The 22,351-nt window shown below is 50.5% G+C and carries 17 protein-coding genes, 1 tRNA gene and 2 pseudogenes; 4 read left to right on the top strand and 16 right to left on the bottom strand.

Annotated features, from left to right (window positions below):
* Positions 1-498: 498 nt before the first annotated feature.
* The 6 genes and pseudogenes from QQ055_RS02480 to hetZ form a co-directional block, all read right to left on the bottom strand.
* A complete protein-coding gene (locus QQ055_RS02480; protein ID WP_286004186.1) occupies positions 499-1,617 on the bottom strand; it encodes a S1 family peptidase in 1,119 nt (372 codons plus the stop codon).
* Between the two features lie 43 nt (positions 1,618-1,660).
* Positions 1,661-2,626 (bottom strand): S1 family peptidase, encoded by a 966-nt coding sequence (locus tag QQ055_RS02475; RefSeq protein ID WP_286004185.1) that lies wholly within the window; start codon positions 2,624-2,626, stop codon positions 1,661-1,663.
* Between the two features lie 52 nt (positions 2,627-2,678).
* Entirely contained in the window at positions 2,679-3,269 is a 591-nt protein-coding gene (locus QQ055_RS02470; RefSeq protein WP_286004184.1) for a COP23 domain-containing protein, read from the bottom strand.
* 345 nt (positions 3,270-3,614) lie between these two features.
* Positions 3,615-5,970 (bottom strand): annotated as a pseudogene (locus QQ055_RS02465) (transglutaminase TgpA family protein).
* Between the two features lie 80 nt (positions 5,971-6,050).
* The gene (locus QQ055_RS02460; RefSeq protein WP_069970020.1) at positions 6,051-7,166 is read right to left on the bottom strand and encodes a hypothetical protein; all 1,116 of its coding nucleotides are present in this window, start codon (positions 7,164-7,166) and stop codon (positions 6,051-6,053) included.
* Positions 7,159-8,352, bottom strand: coding sequence for a heterocyst differentiation protein HetZ (hetZ, locus tag QQ055_RS02455; protein ID WP_069970021.1), 1,194 nt, complete (start codon positions 8,350-8,352; stop codon positions 7,159-7,161). Before hetZ ends, QQ055_RS02460 begins: the two co-directional genes overlap by 8 nt.
* Positions 8,353-8,420: 68 nt before the next feature.
* On the opposite strand from hetZ, the gene QQ055_RS02450 reads away from it, so the two are divergent.
* Positions 8,421-8,903 carry a hypothetical protein gene (locus tag QQ055_RS02450; protein ID WP_286004183.1) on the top strand — a complete coding sequence of 161 codons (483 nt, stop codon included), beginning with the start codon at positions 8,421-8,423 and terminating at the stop codon, positions 8,901-8,903.
* On the opposite strand, the gene sds is transcribed toward QQ055_RS02450, so the two are convergent.
* Both sds and QQ055_RS02440 read right to left on the bottom strand, forming a co-directional pair.
* Complete coding sequence (sds, locus tag QQ055_RS02445) at positions 8,900-9,871, bottom strand: solanesyl diphosphate synthase (RefSeq protein WP_286004182.1); 972 nt, start codon at positions 9,869-9,871, stop codon at positions 8,900-8,902. The genes QQ055_RS02450 and sds overlap by 4 nt on opposite strands.
* Before the next feature lie 813 nt (positions 9,872-10,684).
* Positions 10,685-11,247, bottom strand: a pseudogene (locus QQ055_RS02440) (VOC family protein).
* Positions 11,248-11,615: 368 nt separating this feature from the next.
* Here QQ055_RS02440 and QQ055_RS02435 point away from each other — a divergent pair.
* Positions 11,616-12,461, top strand: a complete 846-nt coding sequence (locus QQ055_RS02435) for a pantothenate kinase (protein WP_241829449.1) — start codon at positions 11,616-11,618, stop codon at positions 12,459-12,461.
* Here QQ055_RS02435 and QQ055_RS02430 read toward each other — a convergent pair.
* Genes QQ055_RS02430 through bcp form a run of 3 tightly spaced genes read right to left on the bottom strand, consistent with a single transcriptional unit; the run spans position 12,346 to position 14,294 of the window.
* A complete protein-coding gene (locus QQ055_RS02430) occupies positions 12,346-13,287 on the bottom strand; it encodes an alpha/beta hydrolase (protein ID WP_286004181.1) in 942 nt (313 codons plus the stop codon). The two genes, QQ055_RS02435 and QQ055_RS02430, sit on opposite strands and share 116 nt — an antisense overlap.
* Positions 13,288-13,344: 57 nt before the next feature.
* On the bottom strand, positions 13,345-13,800 hold the full coding sequence (locus QQ055_RS02425; protein ID WP_069970026.1) for an NUDIX domain-containing protein: 456 nt from the start codon (positions 13,798-13,800) through the stop codon (positions 13,345-13,347).
* Positions 13,801-13,826: 26 nt separating this feature from the next.
* Complete coding sequence (bcp, locus tag QQ055_RS02420; RefSeq protein WP_069970027.1) at positions 13,827-14,294, bottom strand: thioredoxin-dependent thiol peroxidase; 468 nt, start codon at positions 14,292-14,294, stop codon at positions 13,827-13,829.
* Positions 14,295-14,507: 213 nt separating this feature from the next.
* Here bcp and QQ055_RS10930 point away from each other — a divergent pair, with 213 nt between their 5' ends.
* The gene (locus QQ055_RS10930) at positions 14,508-14,672 is read left to right on the top strand and encodes a hypothetical protein (RefSeq protein WP_490722102.1); all 165 of its coding nucleotides are present in this window, start codon (positions 14,508-14,510) and stop codon (positions 14,670-14,672) included.
* Between the two features lie 255 nt (positions 14,673-14,927).
* Here QQ055_RS10930 and argH read toward each other — a convergent pair whose 3' ends face one another.
* The 3 genes from argH to QQ055_RS02405 form a co-directional block, all read right to left on the bottom strand.
* Entirely contained in the window at positions 14,928-16,346 is a 1,419-nt protein-coding gene (gene argH / locus QQ055_RS02415; RefSeq protein WP_286004180.1) for an argininosuccinate lyase, read from the bottom strand.
* 168 nt (positions 16,347-16,514) lie between these two features.
* Positions 16,515-16,588: transfer RNA gene (locus tag QQ055_RS02410), tRNA-Val, on the bottom strand.
* A 55-nt stretch (positions 16,589-16,643) separates the two neighbouring features.
* Positions 16,644-17,321 carry a hypothetical protein gene (locus QQ055_RS02405; RefSeq protein ID WP_286004179.1) on the bottom strand — a complete coding sequence of 226 codons (678 nt, stop codon included), beginning with the start codon at positions 17,319-17,321 and terminating at the stop codon, positions 16,644-16,646.
* Between the two features lie 73 nt (positions 17,322-17,394).
* On the opposite strand from QQ055_RS02405, the gene QQ055_RS02400 reads away from it, so the two are divergent.
* Positions 17,395-17,877 carry a universal stress protein gene (locus QQ055_RS02400; RefSeq protein WP_286004178.1) on the top strand — a complete coding sequence of 161 codons (483 nt, stop codon included), beginning with the start codon at positions 17,395-17,397 and terminating at the stop codon, positions 17,875-17,877.
* Here the strand turns inward: QQ055_RS02400 and mgsA are convergent.
* Positions 17,874-19,175, bottom strand: a complete 1,302-nt coding sequence (gene mgsA, locus QQ055_RS02395; RefSeq protein WP_069970031.1) for a methylglyoxal synthase — start codon at positions 19,173-19,175, stop codon at positions 17,874-17,876. The two genes, QQ055_RS02400 and mgsA, sit on opposite strands and share 4 nt — an antisense overlap.
* A 17-nt stretch (positions 19,176-19,192) precedes the next feature.
* Entirely contained in the window at positions 19,193-22,240 is a 3,048-nt protein-coding gene (locus tag QQ055_RS02390; protein WP_286004177.1) for a CAAX protease, read from the bottom strand.
* Positions 22,241-22,351: the final 111 nt, after the last annotated feature.

Here is a 22,351-nt window from a genome sequence, read left to right as displayed (position 1 = left end):
TCTTCCTCTTCAACAATATTTGTTACAGCTTTGCCCTCGATGTTTGACTCCAGCAGATGAGTAAAAGGGGGAAATCAAACTCAGAATTGGGCTTGACTGTCAGCGCGATCGCTCATCCTAAACGGCTAATTCAAAACTCCTATTCAATTTACCTCGCATACTGAACTTTAAACTACTGATATCTCCTCGTTTCTAGGTTCCGTATTTACACGGAAGTTTACCAAATGTCAGCATTTCCACATCTAAAATTAGCAGTTTGGAGCAGTTGAAAAGCTGTTGAAGGCATCAACTCAACGGGTCAGAAGTTAGCCAAGTCTGATAACTGAATGAAGACAATTCTCTTAAATTTCTTGAGAATAAATTACAAGAATTAACCTTCAACAATCAAGGCAAGAAAAGACCAGCAAAAAACCGCTCTGCATCGAAGTGGGAGCGGTTGGAATGTTGGATCGGGCTAGCTGCGATCGCAATATCTCATCTTTGCCGAGATTGAAAAACTTAGAAGAAAGGACCGCCACCCGTTGCGGGTGCTGGAGTGGGGGCAGGTTGGGTGGGAACTGCGGGCGCTTGGGGTGCAGGCTGTGGAGAAGCGGCGGGCGATCGCGCTGGCTGCGGTTGAGTGGGAACCGCTTGCTGCATCGGTTGCGACCCCTCAACCACAACATCGTTAGCGGGGTCTTCTTCCTCAACAATATTCGTAACAGGCTGAGATTGTCCGCCTCTCAGGGCAATTAAACCTCCTCCTGGCAAAACCCCTGGTGCAGAACGGTCAAAGTTTAAAGAGAGGTTTCGCCGCGCATTGGGCATCGCTTCTAAAAATGATTGAATGGGAATGCCCAAATTAAAGCCCGTTTTAAGATTAATGGTTCTAGCGGCACGGGCGGCTTCCTGTCCCGGTCTGGCATTGGGATCGGTGCCTACAATTTGCTCGCCATCGCCCATCCCGTGAATACCCACAACGCGACCTGCCACATCAAACACCGGGCCGCCACTCATTCCAGCCCGCGTGATATTGGTATAGACCAAAGCATATCCTCCCGGTAAGGGGCCGCTGCTTTCTTCCCCTTCCACAGCAATTTCCTGGTCTAAGCGAGAGGAAACCAAAGACGAGGTGAACTGAAACACGCGCCGCTGGATGGCTTCACCGGGGTTGGGGAAACCCGCAATATAAACGCCCGCCCCTTCAGTGGTATAGTCAGAGTCGCCCAATGTGGCTGTTTTATAAGCGCGATCGCTCTTAAACCGCACAATTGCTAAATCTAAATTGGGTAACTTCTGAATATCGCGGGGTTCAATCGCAATTCTCTGGCGCTGCTTCCTTTGAGATGCCGATCCATCTGTGGGTAAGGGTGTAATGATGCTATACGCATCGTCTGAATGTTGGACAACATGAGCCGCTGTCAGCACTACGTAGACATTGCGACCCCGTTCTTGATAGCGTCCAATAATGACGCCCGATCCAGGTGCTGCAATCGTAGATTGAATTTGCACCACGGTCGATCTAGCAATATCTGCAACTTCTGTCGGGAGCAATGCATTGGCTTTTACAGAGTTAGCCGTCATCACAACGACTGCACCCACTAAACCACTGGCAAGAAGGGGTTGATAAAATCTCATGCGAATTCCTCGATCGGTGTTTGCAGGCGGTTCGGTGCTGAATTTACCAAAAAGAACCAGGACGGGGGGGAAGGTCTGCCGGATTTGCAGGCATAGCTTCCGCTTCTCCCCAAATGGAAGATGAAGGGGTAGACTGACTCGGAGAGTTTGTCTCCGGGGTCGGACTGACAGAAAAACTAGGTTCTGTAGGGACGGGTGTAGAATTTACCGGAAAGGGGACAGGCGCTTGGGCGATCGCTGCAAATTGAGGCGCATACTGTAAAAAGGTCTGTACGGGAATTGCCCAACTTGAAGAATCCATTTCCTGTCTGACTTCCGCCGTTGGGGTGGAACCGTCCCTAAAAATATAAGTATTTCCCCAAAGTGGATATTTATGTTTGCCGTTAATGCCAACGACCTCACCATATTGGTTGAGTACGGGGCCGCCACTCATCCCTTTAAAAATATCGTTGCTATAACCGAGTTGATACCCTAATTTGAAGGGTTGCGGTAGCAAGTAAGAGACTTGACCCCTCGTAAAGGTAAACCCGTCGCGATCGGCGGGGAACCCGGAGGCGTAGGTTACGTCTCCCATAGATATCGCTGAGGAAGCTGCTAGGGTGGCAATTGGATAACTTTGAGCGCTGTTAAACTGCAACAACGCCAGATCGTTCCCATTAAACTGACCGACAGAAAGCACTTGTGCAGTATGAACTTGTCCGTCGGGGGTGTGAATTTGATAGCTGTTCCCTAAGCGCAGTACGTGTTCGTTCGTTAGAACGGTATAGGTAGAACCTTGGCGCTGGATTAAAATACCCGAACCCCAAGACTGTCCTGATGCGACTTTGACTGTAATCGAACGTGCTAAATTTTGAATTTGTTCGACGGATAAGGGCGATCGCGCCTTTTGACTTTCTAATTCCGTCGTTGCACCCGCAGATGGGACAATCTGTGCGAAAAGAGCCTGTGCTGACGAGCCTATTAGGAGGATGCCAGCACAAGCCGTTAAGGTTAGCAACCGAAAGTTCATGTAACTTTTTTTCTCAGCAACAAGCTAACACCAGCTTAAGCGATTTTTAGAACTAAAAGTTTCCGCCAGAAGGTTGCGCCGGGGTGGTGGGTTGAACCTCTCCTCCCAGACTAGGCGCAGCAGGTTCAGAACCCGCCTGAGCTTCTAGAGGCGCTAACATTTTGGCAACATCAATGTACTGACGACCACCGCTTTCGTACAATGGGCCGGCACCTAAGTCGCGCACATCGAACAGTCTTTGCAAACTATCCGCTGCATTTTGACCCGGTTTCAGGGTAAACAGAACATTGCTGCCATCGCAACGTCCGCCTGCGTTTGTGGCACAAACTACAGGTAAACCATTGACAACCCCAGCGGTAATGTAGTTTAATCGTCCACTGTTACGAGCAGATTGAAAGCGCCCGGAGACTTGCTGGCAACGAGTCACTGGGTCATAACCGGAACCTGAAAAATACTCAGAATACCAGCGAACAACAGGAAGGCTATTTCCTGTAGCCGTATTCCGGGCAACAGTGGTTGGCAAGCCACGATCCATGACGCAGGAAAACTGGATGGATTGAGCGTAACTGGGTTGGCTGGCAACAGCCCCTAAGCCGGTCAAGAAAGCGGCACCAGCGACAATCCCCAAAGACTTACGCAACATCTGCATAACTCCTATTTAATTTAATGTTGGGTACTAAACTTTACCCTACTGATACTTGATTACTAATGAGTACCGTATTTTTACGGTAATTTTTGCAATGTCAAAATTCCCTGAAGTAGAATTCAGAGTTTTTACTCAGAAAGGAGAATCTTGATTGAGACTTCAAGAACTGAAAAAATGAAGTGAACCCTTGCAGTCCTCAATCAGAGCAAGCTTTAGAGAGATTTCCTATTGTTCATATATCCTTTCAATTTGGCTAGCAAATATTCAGAAAAAAGTGAAATCTTTAAATATTAGGGTTCAATCAACATCATTACAACACATAAAAAGCAAACCCCAGAAAAATCAACGTCTCTGGCGTTGGCGGAATTGGCGGAGGGGTTGAGTATTTTCGTGAATGGTTCGCAGATGTTCTTTGAGTTGAGCGATATTGGTTTCTTGTCCGCCATAGCGCCAATGGATATAAGCTTGGGTTATGCCATCAAGGGCATTGGCGACTTCTGTAGAAAGGCGATCGCGCCAGACGCTAGCATATTCCAAAGGCGTCTGCGCGGGATGCTTGGGGTAGCCTTGCTGCTTAAGCGTTCCTAGCATCTGCTGGTAGAGGCGTTCGACTGGGGGGAGTTTCGCTAACTGACGCTGGTGTCGCCATGCTAAAAACCGCGTTCCCCCTAGCCAAGCCAGGAATGCAAGTGCAACGATCAGCATTAGAGCCGTAAATAACCCCACCCAACCGCTGAGTAAAAGCCGCCACAACCCGCCTAAGATCCGAGCCAAGAATAGCGCGATCGCACTCAGCACTTGGGTAATAATATTCCGCATGGGAGTTGGCAGCCAACCCGCCACCCAATTCCAAAACTGACGCAATACCGTAAAGCTTTGGTAATCTTCCACCGACGGGGGAATCACTTCATGGCCCGGAATGGGGTCAAACGCAAACCAGCCATACTGCGGGAAAAACACTTCCGTCATGGCATGGGCATCGGTATTGCGAACGATGTAGTAGCCTGTAAACGGGTTAAACTCCCCGGAACCAAACCCCACGACTAAACGCGATGGAATCCCAATCGAGCGTAGCATCACCGTGAGGGTGGTGGAAAAATGATCGACATAGCCGCCTCGGTAGCGGAAGAGAAACACGCTGGCGAGGTCATCTGTTTCGCTAAAAAAAGGGTAACTCTGGCAGAACGCTGAAATTTTGTTTGAGATATTGAGCCAAATAGAGGGCCTGTTCGTAAGGCGAATCCAGCGGACGTTCTGAATTTTCTAAAATTTCTAAGGTAAACTCGCGGATATCGGCGGCAACTGTTTCCGGAATCTGCAAGTAATAGTCGCGGATGCGCTGAGAATATTCTGTAGAAGCTTCTCGCAATTGGGTGCGATCGCGATAGGGAACGTCAGAAATGACCGTATAGGTTAGCCCTTCTAATAAGCCTAAAGGCGATCGCAACGCGCCTTCCGTATCAACAGACACCTGCCGCGTTGGAAAATAGAGTTCTTTCGGTTGAGCCAAGGCGGGAATAATATTAGGCAACTCGGAAACAACCGTATAGGTTTGCACCACTTCCCGCCGTCTGGCTAAGGTCGGTTGGCGCGGTAAATGAAACTGATAAGACCAGGTGGGTCGATCGATTACCGCTGAGTCCTCGCGAGACAACTCCCACCCTTGGCCCGTGTAACGATCGAAGGCCAAAACGCGCCAAAAACCTTCTGCCTGCGAGCGAATTCGCAAGACGACAGTCGGTGTCATCGCGCCCCGTAAATTTTGATTAATCTGGGTATTAAAGCCGTAATAAAACGTTGGATCGATTGCACCCGGCCCCGTTTCGGGACTATCTCCCCCCGTGCCTTCTCCCGTCCCATCGCGTTCTCCCCGTCCTTGGCGCACATAACCGGGATTGCTTACAGAACGGCTATCTTCATCAAACTCGCGATCTGCCATCTGCTCCGGTATCGTCACAGGCAAAGTTCTTAATTGATACCCCGGAAGGCGCGGTAACGAGGCAAAAATCGTCAATCCCAATCCCAACGTCACTAACAACAGAAAAGCAAACTGCTTGGCGGAGAAGACGGTCTTTAAAGGACGAAGGGCCTTGAGAGGCTGCCATCTCGAACGGGTTCCCGAACGGCTTGGAGGGCGATCGCTGCTGAGTCCCAAACGCGAGCGATAATCTAAAACTAAGGCGGGTAAAGCAATTCCTAAAAATAAAAGTAATAATGGCGCAAAGGCTAAGGTTTGGCTGAGGGTGGCAGCAACGCCCAATAGGATAATCCCGATCACCATCGAGTATCCCAAGTCAGCACGCCGGGGTAAATCAAAGCTATGCAGAACTTGCAGCAGAATCAATAATTCGGCTAAAACCAGCCGCGTATCGTTGAGTTGCTGGAACAGATTGCCAAAAAATAAAAACAGCGCCCCCAGCATTCCGATCGCGATCAGAAACTTGGCAGGAATATTGCGATCGCGCCGACGATACCAACTCCAGGTTGCCCCAGCAATACTCAAAGGTACAGCCCAAACACTCATCTGAGTTTGAGCCGCCAAATCAGTAGCAATAATGCCCACAATCACCAGTGCTTGCACTAAAACTCGCAATAAAATCGACTCTTCTGGCACTGGAACCGACCGGCGTTCCCGCAGGCGATTGATGAGGGGATTATAGCGAGCAGAGGGAGGGCGAGTTTCAGGCAAATGGGCCATGAGACAGACACTTAAAAAGTAGAGAAGTTTTTGAGTGGTGAGAAAACTCATCACTCAATCTTAGTCTCTACAATAACGCCTCAATCAGTTAAACAAACTGAAAATTGCAAGGGAATTTGCTCGCAAGCCTCAAGTTGAACGCTTAACGCACAAATATCCTCAACTGCAACGTTAAATAGCGCCACGCTCAAAGCCCCTTCATCGGAACGTTGAGCGGTTGCCTGAGTCTGGGAACTCTGCAAGCGCAAGCTGCCTCCGCAGGGAAGAACGGCTTGCAGGCATAACTGAGTGCCTTGGGCAGACTGGCAAACGGCTTGTAAAGTTAAAAGCCCTGCACTGGTGAGCCACTGACGCTCAACGGGTTCGCCAGAAGTTGAAACCGTTAAAGTCAGGTCATTAATAATTTGCCGCGCAGCCAATAGAGAAAGTACCATTTGCTGCGAGGGCGATGCTGCTTCATAACTGGGTGGAAAATTAGCGGCTTCGGCGCTAGCCATTGCACTACCAGAGCGCAATGGCGATACCAAAACCATGCCAGCCAGTTGATTGAGCGTCCCAAACCGATCGGGAAACAGGGATGCCACGGCTTGCACCAATTTGGCACCTTCCCGTAAATTCGACTGCACGACCTCCTGACAGCGATCGAGCAGTTGCGCTAAAACAGATTCAGGAACCACAACGGGTAAGTTAAGCGTTCTCAGTTGAGTCAGCCAAAGTTGAGCAGCGGTTGACTCAACTAAAGGCTCATACGCCTCGTCGTAATATTCACAAACCTCTGTTTCCCAGGGAAAACAGGGTAAGTTGGATTCGATTTTGGCTTGCAATCGATGTTTAAGCAGAGCCTGGAAACGGTCTTGCACAGTAGGTATCTCTCCCATTTCTTGTGACTGACCCTCCAGTGGGGGCATTGCTTGAGACTGCCCTGATTCCGTTTCCCCCCTGCTGGAGGGTGCGAGACAATCGATTTCTTCTAAATCTAAAGGATCGAGTTCGCCTTCGGGTTCCAGGGCTGGGGCCGAGGGTTCCGAAACTGGCGGCACAGATTCGCGATTAGAAGAGGCTGGGTTTGCGGGTTGCCCAGTTGGGGATGGAGATGCTGTCTTCACGTCTTCTTGAGCAGCACGAAGGGCTTGCTCTGGATCTTGGAAGAGCCAAGTGAGGAGATCTCTAATTTTGGCTTCTGGGTCACTATTCATCGGTAGATGCACTTATTCCGGATACTAGACGATTACGAATTTCCCAAGCCGTCTCTAGAAGTTTAGACCACTGCTTTTGCACTTGGGTGGTGCTACAGCCTAAAGTTTGCGCGATCGCACTTTCTGGGACTTTTTGTTGCTTGAGTTCGAGTAATTTCTGCTGTTGCGGGGTAAGTTCGCCCAGAAAGCTTTGCCATTGTTGCGGCGTCATGCCGAGATTTTTGTCTAAATCGGCCTCTAACCATTGATGCACCAGTTCCCAATGCGAACCCATCGAAAATCGAATTAAGTGGTACTTAAACCGCTGCTGCAAGTAGTCCCGCTGGCGCGGGGTGAGGTTCATCAGATTTTCAATTTCGTTGGCGGGCAAATCTTGGAGGCGGTAAATAAAGTATTCTACGCAGTCGTTTTGCTGGCGTTCTTCGAGATAGCTAATCAGTTCTGTCACCACGTTCTGGCGCAAGCTATCTTCGGGGGGTTCGGGTTGCGCCGCAATCATCGCTTCTCGCACTTCTGGGATGGGGCCGGCACTCCAGTTTTGATCGGAATCTAAGGAGGACCCTTCTGCGGCACTCTCTAAATCAACGGAGGTTTCTGGGGGCTGTTGTTGCGAGAAGGTTTGGGCGCGGAGAATAATCAGTTGTTGGCTGCGGCGGCCGGGTAAGGGGATGCGACGCTTGGCGTAGCGTTCGACAAAGGCCATGTATTCGGCCAGTTCTAAAATCGTTTTGGGGCGATAATTTTCTGGGAGTTGCGCTTCGCGCCCGAAGGCTTTCCACGATTCAATATAAAAGCCCTGTAAGAAATCTTCAATCAAGTTCAGCCGAGCTTGGTAGCTCGACGGGATTTGAGCTGGGGTAATGTAGCGATAAATAATAGCACTGAGGGTACTATGCAGTTCTAAGCGCCCCTGGCGGTTGCCGAGGTTGTAGTAGTTCAAGCATTGTTTGAGGCGATGCCGAGCTAAGGTGATTGCCCAAGCGGTCACTTCTCCAGATTCTTGAATGCGCTTGCTTTCTTGGCAGATTCGGCTGACTTCCATCGCGATCCGCTGCGCGACTACCTCGCAGTTGCCTTCTGAGGCACGGGTAGACTGTTTAAGTTCCCTGAATACAAGTTCAAAGATTGCCTCCACGCTTTGGCAGATCTCCCCGAAAGATTCAACAAAGTACAACGACCTTAACATAACCCACTCTACCAGGTGTCATTAAGGTCTAGACTGGGGGTGATGCTCCCTTCAGTTCTAAGCGGTCAATGGACTTAGATCGACAAATTCAGCAATTAATCGCAGAAGCGCCCCAAGATGGGACGACGCCTCAAGCGATCGCCGCGATCGCACCTTTGCTTAAAGAACTTGCCCAAAAGCTTCAACATTCCGAGTATTACGTCCTGCAAACGCTAGATGGGCGGTGGGTGATGACAACCCTTAGCAATACTAGGGAAACCAACCGCCAAAAAACGGTAATTTATGGGTTTCCCACGCTTAAAGATGCGGCAGACCATCCCTATTCTCGCCAAGATCCCCAGGTAATGGCAACTCCGGTCGGCACAATTAAGATTTTATTTCAACTTTTGGCGATGGAAGGGGTGGATAGCCTCGTATTTTTCCAAACTTCGGGTCAGGCGGCAACGGGCACGGAGGTGAAACGCAGCGAGGTGCAAACTTTGATTCAAACTCACCTCCAACAGATGTATCCGACACCGCGCCGGAGTTCTATTCCGCCGAACCTAGCTTAGTACAAGCGGCTGAGAACGTAGTCGGTTAGGTCTATGAGGGTTTGCCGCGATTCTGTGGGCGGTAAACCGGCTAAACAGGCGGCGGCTTGGTGGGCGTGATGGGCAGCCAGTTCTCGCGATCGCTCTATCCCTTGGCTATCTCTAACCAGGGCGATCGCTTTTTCTAAATCTTCGGGTTCGGTAAACTCTTTTTCAATCAAAACTTCTAAATACGGATTATCCTCCATAGCATATAAGACGGGCGCTGTCAAGTTACCGCTTTGGAGATCCGAACCTGCGGGTTTGCCCAACACCTCAGTCGAAGCCGTGAAATCCAGAATATCGTCAACGATTTGAAATGCTAATCCCACATGGCGGCCGTAGCGGTAGAGGTTATCGCTCATTTCCGGCGAGACATCGCTGAGAACCCCTGCTGCCTTCGCACTGTTTGCCATTAAGGAAGCGGTCTTGTAATAACTCTTTTTCAAATAAGCTTCTAAGCTTAAGCGGGTATCAAACCGATTGAGTCCTTGTTGAATTTCCCCTTCCGCTAGATCCATAATCACTTGAGACAGGAGCTTCACAACCGCGAGATTGTCTAGGTTAGCCAGGTACCAGGACGATTGCGCGAACAAAAAATCGCCCGCTAGCACCGCAACGCGATTGCCAAAACTACTGTGAACTGTGGGCATTCCCCGCCGCAGCGCCGACTCATCGACTACATCGTCGTGAACTAAGCTGGCCGTGTGAATCATTTCGGTAATTTCAGCCAGTCGCCGATGCGATGCCGTGATTTCTTGGTTAGGATGGGTTGCTCGCGATAACAGCAGGACAATGGCGGGTCTGAGTCGCTTGCCTTCAGTGCCAAAAAGGTACTCTGCTGCGGCGTAAAGAATGGGGTGACGCGCACTCACCAACTGCTTCAGGTTTTCCGTTAGCAAACGCAGGTCTGCTTCCACCGGATAGAATAGGGAGGTCGCTGAGGTCATGGATAGGCCGACTCTGGCGAGAAGTTACGAAATTTTACATATCTTATCTCAATTTTAAGGCAAGGCTGGAGTATCTGAAAATTTCCTGTTGAGATTTATAAAACTCTCAGGGAAAATCGTCCCGAAAGGGAAAAGTTTTGTGTTATCCTAAATAATAAGGATTTCAAATAAATTCAAGGAAGCCCAGGCTCAAGCCACCTTTGGATAAGAGTAGCAGATTGGCTAGTCCCGCAGGACGTTGGGTGAGCTTTGCTCGCTTGGTTTTGGCTCTTTCTCTATTAATCTAATTTTAGAGTGTAGCCTGTTTAAGGCGTAGCGGCCCAACTGCGAAATTAAGATTGTTCAAGCTTCTGCTGTTATCTGAAGCGGGTGTTTAAGCCAAGGTGATGACAGACAATTGACCTCAACGAAGTAGCTTCCCCTACTTCTGTTTAGTTGCGTGTAAATAGCCGCTACGCGGGCTTCTTTTGGGAGCTGAAGCGAGATGGCTAAGGTTTTCATGTGCCTTGATATTTGACATTCTCACCCGTCTTCGTTCTCTCCGCTCACTCCACTTGACCGTAACTTATGATCTACAAAGATATCCCGTTAATTATTCCTGTATTAGCAATGGCGTACCTCTGTACCGTGTACCTCTTACTGACGCTTGCTCAGAGAGGGACTAAATTACCATAGTAGCATAATCTCTAGCACTCAGCTTGCTCAAGACCGATGAGTCACTCAAATCGACATCCGACTTGAGTCAATTGTTGCTTCAGCAAGCTTGCACCCCGCCCTCAAACGGGCGAAGTGCGATCGCGCGTGCTGCCTCAACTAATCCGCAACCTCCGCCATTTCAATCACCCGCCCGTCCAAGTCCTTTACCAAGAAATTCAGGGGCTTGTCGCGGCGAATTTTGTGCTTAATGGCTCGCAGTTGCACGCGCATCAGCACCTGCTCCAAACAGTCATGGTCAAAACACACATGACGCTGACGATCTTTCCTACCCAGACTTGCCCCACTTATGACATGAAGTTGGGTATTTTTCTGTAACTGATACCACAACCCATCCGGTCGATCGAGCGATTTGGTTCCCAAACTGCCCATCCCCCCGCCGACATATACAGGGGGTCAATCCCTGTTGTACCCAGAGTTTGCTCGTAATTGTAATAATAATGCAGCGGCACCTCCGCCACTGGCAGATTGAGCAATCCCTCATAAAATTGGCGAGCCACATCCAAATCAGACACCATAATGGTGTGAACCTTGGGGGCGCTAGTCAGAAACATCCACATCGCGCCCGCATAGGCAACCAGCAGCAGCACCATAATGCCCTGAGTGGAAAACAGGCTGTCGAGGGGAACGAGCGGGAAAAAAGCTCCAATGGTAAATGGCATAGGCAACGTTAATAGAGGACTCATGATTAAAATCATCTATGGGCAAATCAGAAGAACAGGAAAAATACTTATCAATCTTGGGTTCAGACTCGCAAGCTTGCGTTTTCACCTCGCAACTGTTGGCGCAGGCCAACCCTTTTAATTTAACGAATTGTGGGAATTTCCGGGGAGAGCCGTCGTCAATATTAGAGCAGAAAGCCTTAGAATGCTATCGGTCTTAGAAAATTGAGGCTGGCTGCTTGCCTAATCCGTTAGAAGACGGCAGAACGGTTCTAGTCCCCTTCTACCCTCGGCTTTCTCTAGGGTATGCTAACTTCAGGAGTTCAGACCACCTTTGTTGCAATCCCCACAGTGAGTAACGAACATTTGTGACTAATGTAATTCATCCCCAAACGGTTGACCCAACTTGGTTAGCACTCATGATTGGGAATTCACGACTCCACTGGGCCTTATTTTCAGGAAAAACCCTGCGGGAAGCCTGGGAGATTGACCAAGTTCCGGTGACGGCAATTGAACGACTGATTCAACAATGGGCCCAAGGCGATTGGCCAGAGGCAATTTTTCCCCTGAATGTCCGCGAATGGGTGCGTCAGGCCGCTAAGGCGGGGCCCATTCCCTTATATCTTGCTTCCGTCGTTCCGGCACAAACTTCAATTTGGCAAACTTACCCCGCTACCACGATCGTTACCCCGGATCGGCTGCCGCTCAAAGGACTATATCCCACCTTGGGTATCGATCGCGCTTTAGCGATTTTAGGGGCGGGCAACCAGTTGGGATGGCCGGTTCTGGTGCTTGATGCTGGAACTGCTTTAACGCTCACGGGGGCGGATGGCGATCGCCATTTAGTCGGGGGCGCGATTTTACCGGGCTTAGGGCTGCAATTGCACGCTTTAGTCGAACATACCGCCGCCTTACCGATTGTGGAAGCCCGCTCGGATTCGACGCTACCGCCCCGCTGGGCGCTCAATACTGCCGATGCCGTAGAAAGCGGGATTGTGTATACAATGGTGGCGGGCATTCAAGACTTTATTGGAGCTTGGCGGACCAAATTTCCCGACAGCGCGATCGCCATGACGGGAGGGGATAGCACCTCGCTGCTCAATTACCTGCAAGCCAAAGCGCCGGAAGTTGCGGCCATTGTCCAACCCGATCCGCACCTGATCTTTTGGGGCATTCGTAGCGTTGCACTCGCTCAACTTCCCATTTCTCAATAAGGCGTTTCGCGTCCCCCCGCTTGAGTGACAAACTCGCGGATATATTGGGCGATCGCTTCCGGAAAATCCTGCGGCCAATCCAAGCTGCCGGGAGGGAGCGATCGCAGTTGCATTTTTTGATTAAGCGTCCATAGGTTTGACTGAGTTGAGCCACCTCGGAAGCATCGCGATCCGCTTGCAGCAATAGGATCGGTAACGTTAACCAACCCAAACGTTCGTTCAAATATTCGGCTTGAATTTCGCTTTTGCGCCGCCCAAAGAGTAACTGACACGCCGCCGGAGATTGGATCAGTTTTTGGCGTAGCTTCAAATTTTCCTCAATTGCGCCAGATTTACCCAGTAATTTCGCAATGGGTAGAAGCGATCGCATCAACCAATAACCCACAGGCGGTTTACCCATTAACCACGACTCCTTCCACCACCGGCGCGTTAAACCCGGTGCTTCCACCCCTTCCGGTGCGAGCAAAACCAATCCCCGAACCCGTTCGGGATACTTAATCGCAAAATTGGCCGCAATCCAAGCGCCAATCGAATGACCGATTAAATAAACTTCAGAGAGTCGCAACGCCTCTAGATATTCTGCCAAACATTCCGTTTCTAACTCAATCGAGTAATGCACCGATTCCGCTTCCGATTCGCCAAACCCCAACAAGTCCAGCGCGCAGCAATGATACTCTTCCCCTAAACGTTCCAGAATGGGCAACCATTGGGAGCTATCTGTCCAAGAACCATGAAGAAATACTAATACAGGCCCCTGACCTACTTCATGCCAAAAAATTCTCCCTTGAGTCAGCCGAATTCGAGAATGGCGTAGCTGTATTGTCATCAGGATTTCAGGTGGGTAGATGAAACATGGGGAGTTGCGAACCAAACCGAGCGCCGCCTAAGCCAGCGTAGTTAAACCGTTAAGATAGTCTTGAAGCTGCTGATTGTGGTCATGAGAGAGCTTACCATCTGGGAGCGACGTTAGTTCAAACGCTTGCACCTCAGAAATTTCTAACTCGTCTTTCACCTGCATTTGACCGTTGACTTGGGCTTCAACCACCACGCAAATGGAATGCAGCCTCGGATCGCGATCGGGAGCCGAATAAACGCCCACTAAACGACTAATTTTGACCAGTTCTAGGCCCGTTTCTTCTGCTAATTCGCGCCGAACCGCAGTGGGGATATCTTCTCCCCAATCCACCAGTCCTCCCGGAATCGACCATAAACCATTGTCGCGTCGCCGAACCAGAACAATTCGACCGTCCGGAAGGCGAGAAATAATGCTAGTTCCCGTCAAAGGATGGCGGAAAATAAGACCTAAAACAGTTTGAAAAATGTGCCATAACCGACGCATACGCCAGGTTTCTCTCCAAGGGACTATTACGGTTCAACTGGAAAATCTTGAAGAATTTCGCCTGCATGAAGTTCAGGCTTCATTTTGCGGTAGATGCGTGCGATTTTGCCTTCGGGATTGATGATGAAGGTGGTGCGATGAATCCCCATAAATTCTTTACCCATAAACTTTTTTAACCCATAGCATCCGTAAGCCGCAGCGACTTGGGCTTCGCGATCGCACAACAGCGGAAACGGTAATTGGTGCTTAGTGGCAAATTTAGCATGGGTTTGCGCTTCATCTGCACTGATCCCTAAAACAATCCATTGACGCGCTTGATACTGGCTGTAGGTATCGCGAAATCCGCAAGCCTCTTTGGTACAACCGGGCGTTAGATCGCGCGGATAAAAGTAGAGAACCACCCAATGACCTCTCAGTTGGGCAAGTTCTACCTCCTGAGCTTGGGCATCACAGAGGCTAAAGTTGGGGGCTAAATCGCCGACTTGCAGGGACATTTCACCACAGGAAGGATAGAGAGCATAGATTATTAGTATTGCAAAAAAGCTCTCCTCAAGCGCATGGGCTGATTGTCAACTTTCGCTCAGGAAAAAGGAACAGTATGCCACAATAGATGTTAAGATGGTGCCTCCGACTGGGCAACATTTGCACGTCAGTGTTGCTACGGTTAGGACTCGGCACTGTTTTTGTTGTGAATCAATGAGGTGAACATGGCGAAGCGCCGTAACCCCAAGAAAGAGAAGGCGCAGCGAAATCTGGCATACGCTCGCAAGTTTCGCAAACGGAAAAGTTCAAGTCGCTTTACCAGGCGGCGGTATGTGAAGCCAACAGAGTCAGAGGAAGAAGGAGAGGAAATGACAACGTCTGAGTCTTAAAGCGTTTGCAACTTCTTTAAGCCAACAGACTTACCCTTCCCTTTCCGAATGTTACTAGCCATTGGCGAAGTATTTGCTATCTAGTATCTGGCAAGTCGGGATTGAGTCTCCCGATCGGCAACTGAGAATTTAAAATCTTTGCTAGCGATCGGTACTCATCGTTTCCTCTCTGCTTAATTGACAATTCCGCTTCCGGCTGCTCAGTCAAGCAGAGTGGGAAACTGCTCGCCTCAAGCGAGCTGAGTTTTTTTAATTTTAATCGGATGAATTCAGCCGCTCTTGTGCTTGAGCGATCGCGCGTTTAACCTGCTCAAATCCGGTTCCGCCGTAGCTGTTGCGCGCCGCCACTACCTGTCGAGGTGCGATCGCCTGATAAATATCCGATTCAAAGGCAGGATGGATCGCTTTCCACTCTTCCAGGCTCAAGTCTTTTAACAACTTATCGGCACTCAGGCAGGTTTTCACCACCTTTCCAACCAAATTATAGGCTTCCCGGAACGGTACGCCCTTGGTGGCTAGATAATCGGCAACATCGGTAGCATTAGAAAAGTCAGAGGCGACGGCAGCTTCTAGGCGAGGCTTGCGGAACTCAATCCCTTCGGCTAAGAGAATGGTCATGGCTTCTAGACAACCTTTGACCGTTTTCACCGCATCAAATAGGGCTTCTTTATCTTCTTGCAAGTCTTTATTGTAGGCCAGCGGCAACCCCTTCATTAACACCAGCATGGCTTGCAAATGACCGAATACCCGTCCGGTTTTACCGCGTACCAGCTCAGGAACGTCGGGGTTCTTCTTTTGGGGCATAATGCTAGAGCCAGTCGAGCAGCTATCTTTAAGCGTAATAAAGCCAAACTCTTCTGAAGCCCACAGAATAATCTCCTCAGACAGGCGCGAGAGGTGGACTAAGATCAGACTGGCGCTACACAGAAACTCAATGGCAAAATCGCGATCGCTCACCCCGTCCAAGCTATTGCGATAAACCTCATCAAACCCCAGTAATTCAGCCGTGTAATGGCGATCGATCGGGAAAGGGGTTCCCGCTAACGCACCGCACCCCAAGGGAGAGATATTCACCCGTTGATAGACTTCCCCTAGGCGTTCCCAGTCGCGCTGTGCCATTTCAAAATAGGCGAGCAGGTGATGAGCCAAACACAGCGGTTGAGCGCGTTGGAGGTGCGTATAACCCGGAATCAGAGTATCCTGGTTAGCTTGGGCTAGGGTCAGTAAAGTGTGCTGGTATTGGCGTAACTGCTCGCGAATTTGCTGAATTTGCTCGCGCAGATACAGCCGCGTATCCGTACCGACTTGATCGTTGCGCGATCGCGCCGTGTGCAATTTCTTACCCACATCGCCCGCAATTTGCGTCAGTCGCCGTTCTACCGCAAAATGGATATCCTCCGCATCGGTTCCCGGTTTAAATAAGCCTTGGCGATATTCAGAGCGAATGCGCTCTAAACCGCTGACCAATTGTTCGGTTTCCTCCGCAGAGATAATGCCTGTGTGACCTAACATTTTGGCATGGGCGACCGAGCCGCTAAGATCGTATTCAATTAATTCAATATCGAAGCTAATGCTGGCATTAAATCGCGCGATCGCTGGATGAAGTGCTGTTTCAAATCGCTGACTCCAGGTTTGCGGTGCTGCGGTTGGGTGTTGCTCCGGTGATGCGTTCAACTTAACCTCACTTGCATGAAATCAATATTACCAATTGCCTCAGAAACCGACTCAAAGGCAAACCAAATCTCCCGCGAGCGGGGAGTCTGAGCTTAGTATCCAACGATAAGCCCGTAGGAGCAATCCCTTCTGTTAGCAGCTTGACTGGTATTTGTTTGACAAGCAAAATGGACGTAACTGGACTCGAACCAGTGACCTCTACGATGTCAACGTAGCGCTCTAACCAACTGAGCTATACGTCCGTGGCTTTGCCATCCTAGCACGGGCTTTTAGGAAAAAGCAAATCCCCTCAAAAAATTAGTTGAGCAATTGGAACGACTCGAAAAATTGCACCGTGGCTGCGGTTAGCGATGGAGTGCCTAGGGGTTGAGTTGCACTCAACAGATACATCCGTTGCCCCACCACATAGAGCCGCACGACGAGTTGGCGATTTTGGCTGGTTAAGAATAACTCTCGACCGGGATAAGTTCCTAACGCGATCGCGCGATCGCTCAATCGCGTCACCGCCGGATCGCTCTCGATCGCCGCACCCGCCGCCGCCAATAATTGGGCAGGGTCTTGAACCTGAGTCGGCGATAGATTTAAAGCATAACCCGTAAGATAGCGCGAATTCCCCGCTTGGACGCTCAACAGTTGAAACTCGATGGCCCCTTGAATTGTTTCTAAGGTTTGCCGTTGCTGGCTCTGTTCCCCAGCAGGCAGTAAGATCGAGATACCCGCCTCCTCTAGAAGCGTAGGCTGCCATTGTACGGCACCCGCTTCCACCGATAAAACGCCATTAGCAGGGTCTATCGGCTGAGTTTGCAAGCGGTCAATTTCCTGCTGTAGCTGTTCTTGGCCGCGCTCAAAAAAATCAGGGCGATCGCGTCTAAACTGAGCCGAGCTAGGCGAAACCCTCACCCCAAACGCTAGAGCTAGACCGAACACCACGCTTGCAGCCACTGGACGAATTGCAACAGGAGTAAAAATAATCATAAAGCTTACTCAGACTGCTTCCCTTCTATTATGGCGTTCGCTTCACACCTAGAGACATTCTTAAGGTGCTGTTATGAACAGAATCATTGTTGCCGTCGATCGTTCAGAAACCAGCCAGCAGGCCTTTAAAGAAGCGATCGCCCTCGCCCAAGCCTTATCCGGACAGCTCATGCTCGTCCATGTCCTCTCGCCAATGGAAGAAAGTTATCCCAACGCCATCTTTCCCATTGACAGCGTTTACACGCCCCTCAAATCCGAAGCGATCAAAGCGCACTTTCAACAATGGGAAGCCTTAGAAAAAGACGGCTTAACCCTCCTGAATGCACTCACCGCCCAAGCCACCTCAGCCGGAATTGCCACAGAATTCAGCCAAGCGCTAGGCAACCCCGGACAGACCATTTGTACCCTAGCCCGTACCTGGAAAGCGGACTTAATCGTCATTGGGCGACGCGGCAGAGCTGGCTTAACCGAACTCTTCCTAGGCAGTGTCAGCAACTACGTGTTGCATCATGCCCCCTGTTCGGTACTCACCGTTCAAGGTATCCCGAAAACCTAGGTTTCTAGCGGCTTGTTCGCATCCGGGCGTTGGGCCTGCGGCACCACCACCGTCAGTCCCCTAGGGATACATTCCACCTCCATTGCGGTTGTGCCAATCACTTCGCCATCCACCACCACCTTTTGCGGGGGCGTTGCCGTCACTTTGATGTGTTTGGCGCGAAAATGAACCACATTTTGCTGCTCAACGTTCGTGCGCGTTAAAGCCGCTCCAAACATCTTTAACATGGTGGTGACGCCCTGCAACTTCGTTTGAGCCGTGGCGATCGTTACATCCAATAAACCATCATCAAAAATCACCTCCCCTGCCCCCTGTGCGAGTACAGAAGTGGGAGGTGCGGCATTGGCGATCGTAATGGCATGAGCCTGAAAATCATACACATCCCCCCCAAGGGAAATTTCTGTATCAAATAGCTCGCCCTCATCAATGGCTTGCCAGCCCGCTACAAAATAACCAAACGCTCCCCACTGGTCTTTAAATTCCCGATTGGCCAATTCAACCGCGACGGCTTCATAACCCATCCCTGCCAGTAACACCATCGGCATCCCGTTACACTGAGCGGCGTCAATGGTGCGCGTGTGTCCGCCCAGAATCGTCTGACAGGCATTGCGAATGGGCATAAACCGAGGCAGTCCTAGGGTAATTGCAAAAGCATTCGCCGTTCCTCTGGGAATAATCCCTAAAGGAACGCCTGTGCCGATCAGCGCCCCGGCAACTGCTGATACAGTCCCATCTCCTCCAGAGGCAATCACCAGATCGGCATCGGCTGCTAAGGCTTGTTTTGCCAAGTCCTGCGGTTCTGTATTGGGCGTTGTCTGATGGATGAATAAATCTAGATGGGGTTCGAGGAGTTGACGGATTAAGTTTAAGTCTTCTGTGGAATTGCCTTGACCGGAGACTGGGTTAAAGATGAGGTGAGCGACTAGGGTTTTTGCTAACCGGGTGGCGATCGCTTCTGCGGTGGCTAAATTCGTCGCCAAAGGGACGTTATGCACGTTGCAAATCCGCAGTAGGGCTTGAATATCCGGTTCGTGCGGTTGGGCATAAAGCGGATCGACTAAAAAGATGACCGCCGCAACTTCCCCGACAGCGACGCGGGCGGCAATTTGAGCGTCTCCCCCTAAAGGACCTGAAAGCAAGCGTTCGATCTTTAGCCCGGTTTCAGCTTGGAGGCGTTCTCCCGTGGTACCTGTGGCGATTAACAGATAGCGCCCTAGAAGGGGAGCATGGGCTTTAACGAAATCAACGATTTCGTCTTTTTTCGAGTCATGAGCAATTAAAGCAATTGTGTTTGCCATAGCAATCCGTCAGAAAATTAACCGATGGGTGTAGGAGCAAGAGGTTCAATGTCTGGATCGTAGCCGCCAACTTGGTTCGTTCGCAGTACCCAAATTAAAGCTCCTTGATAGAGAAATTCTTTGGCAACGGTTTCGCTAGCTTTGCGGGGAAATAAACTCCGCCAACTCATTAATCCCACTAACAGGCTAGAAATGGCATCTTCTTCTGGGCTAATTCCCAGTTGGCTAGAATTTTCTCGCCAGTCGGCGCGGGCGGCCCCAAAGGGGAGAAGTTCGCGTTTAATCCCTTTTCCTAATGCGATCAGTTGCTCAAATCGCTCGCCTTGTTGGGGGTCTTGGCGAATTTTTTGGGCAATTTCGGGATAGTTGTCAATGCCTTTCTGAATTTGGCGAATGGCGGCGTATAGGGCTTGATTGGAGTCTTGGGCGCAGTTATGCGCCGGGCCGACGTAGGTGCCTCCGGTACCGTCGCCAATGCGGTAACGGGCGGTCATGACTTCAAGTTGGTCGAGGAAAATATCGAGGGGCGATCGCGCAATGTCACCCACTTGATAGGCGTCGGTAAAAGCATCGAGTTTTACCAACAGATCGCAGACAGGACGCGTTCCCAGCCAACCCCATTGGCGATCGCCGATAAAACGATTCCAAGCTAAGGTTCCGGCAATAATCCCATCGACGTTGTGGGTATACACTTGCAGATAATCGATTTCAAAGCGCAGTTCTTCGGCTAAGGGTTCCCAAACCACTTGGGCAACGCCGTAGGCAAAATGACCGAAGAAGATCGGGGTTTTTGCCGCAGATTCGCGTTTTTGACCGCCGATGCCGCCATAGACGTGCAAGACTAAAGCGCGATCGCCTTGCTGCCACTGGTTGATTAAGGTGGAGGCGGGGACGTTGAGATTGCTGACGGTGGAGGTGCGAACGGCTTCTCGCAAGACTTCATGTTGGGCAATTTTGGGCAGTTCTTGCAACTGGGGGCGATCGCTTTGAGCGTAGCGGGAGGGATAAGGACACAGCAGCACGGAATTACTGGTGCCTTTTTCGAGTAATTCCCAAGTTTGATGGGTCAGATACTCCCGACAGGCGCTTTCCCCGCTCACGATCCGATCGGGTTGCAGCCGGAACAGAGAACGAGGGGCGATCGCGCTCACCACAAAGGTTCCCGAACGATCTTGCGCCCCGTAGATGTACCATCCCATTGGATTCTGGGGCGATCGCTCGATTCCTTGCGTTGTCGATGGGTAGATGCCCTCGCGGTTGGCAATCACTTCTGGAAAGCGCACCAATTCTTTGGGGCCGTCAAATTGGCGAGATTGGCGATTAAAATGAACCACACAGAAGAGTTCGCCGCGATCGCCCACAGGATGCAGAATTTGCACGAGGGCATAAAATCGTCCTGCGATCTGGATCGGATCTCGTGCAATCTCTAAGGTCAGCGGCGATGTACTTTTGACCCGCACCTCGCGCAGCAACACCACCATGTCATCGCGTTTTCGGCTACCCGCCAAGGATTCTAAAGGATTGACTTGCTGCCAGCGGTTGAGGCGTTCGGGATGGATCGCTCCTTGAGATTGGCTGTATTTGGCTTCTTCGCTGAGATAAACATCTTTGGTAACGGCTCGCACATAGTCTTTAATCCGGGCAGAATCGCGCGCAAACTGAACTCGCACCTTTTGTCCCACCCATTCTTGATAGGCAGGTTCGGCGCAATACAACTCCATCAGCACGCCTTTGGCGCGGCGGCGACGTTTGGGCGAGGGTAGGATTAAACGCCCCATCCAAGTCCCAATGGGTCGATACAGTTGAGGATCGAGGTTTTGCTCGATGGGATAATAACTGGGCTGGTTAAAGGGAGCTTGTTGATAGCGTTCGTAGTTGCTGGGCTGATGAGAGGCGAGGGGTTCGGCGGGGGTGATGTTACCGAGGATAATATTGGCGACAGCCTCAACGGTTTGTTGTAGAAAGCTGCGACCATCTGCAAGCTGTTGCTGGTCGTCAAACGGCCCGCCTGCATCGTTGTGGCCGACTTCGCCTAGGGAGTTAATGGAGATTTTGCCGCGTCGTTTGGCGCGATTCCAGTAGGATAAAAAGGCGATCGCCCAGCGCTTGGGAAATAAAATGGCCCCTAGGCGTTCTAGGACATCTTTATCGCCGACAAAATGATGGAAATGTTCGAGTTGAAGAGCATTCTGATTGCCGCTAAATACCCCGGCAATGGAAATTACTTCGATGGGCGCTTTTAAGGTTTGTCTGAGATAAGGGGCTGCTGCTAGGGAAATTTGCGCCCCCCCGCTATAGCCCACGAGGGTAATGGGAATGCCGCTGTCGGGTTCGTAGCCGTGGTTAATCAGGCTGTTATACATCACCTGAGCGGTACCGCGATTGTAAATCGGCCCGTAGCGCCGATCGGCCGAAATCGCGACGACGATCATATTTCGCAGTTGAATGGTTAAACTGCCTAAGAAGCCCAGGAAGCCCAGGGACTCCGATCCTTGAAACTTCGTCGCGAGTCGCCAAAAAAAGCTGAGGAAACGCTCTTCAGTGAGGGGTCGGTTGACGGGCGAGTAGGGCATTAAGCCTTTAACGATTAAGATGTCGTCTGGAAGGACGGATTCGAGGGTGGTGAGAAAGTTTTCGGCTTCTGGGAGGTACTGAAATTTACTCTGGGCAATGCCGTCTAGGTAGATGACATAGCGGCTCACTTGCTGTTCTGGGGGTAACGGTTTGACGAGGGTACCCGGATCGAGTTGGGTTTCTAAGGGATCGCCGTACCACCCAGCCCACCAGCCGAGGGTTTCTAGGGGAATGAGCAAACCCGCAACGATTAAGGCAATCAGTCCCATTGCCATTAGGTTTAGGGTAAATTGCCAAGTGGTATCTAGGGCATCGTATAGACCTTGGAGTTCGGTTTCGATGTAGGGGAAGGCGAGGGCAATCCCTAGAGCCACTAGCCCAAAGGGAAGGAATTTGAGGAGTTTCGGCAACCATTGACTCATGGGTTTGGCTTGCTGCGATCGCGGCGAACGGAGTTGGGCGATAGATATTTTTCCAATCCTACCGGGCAAAATTCCTAAGCGCTTCGGTCTTTTGAACGAATCAATCGGAAAAATTTGGCGATCGCGGCGACAAGTGCGTGTTTTTTGTTGAATTTGTGTGTTATCGTAGCCGTAGGCGTC

The organism is Geitlerinema calcuttense NRMC-F 0142, from assembly GCF_030285425.1.
The sequence above is the reverse complement of the archived record's forward strand: the minus strand, read 5'-3'. Positions and strand labels throughout refer to the sequence as shown.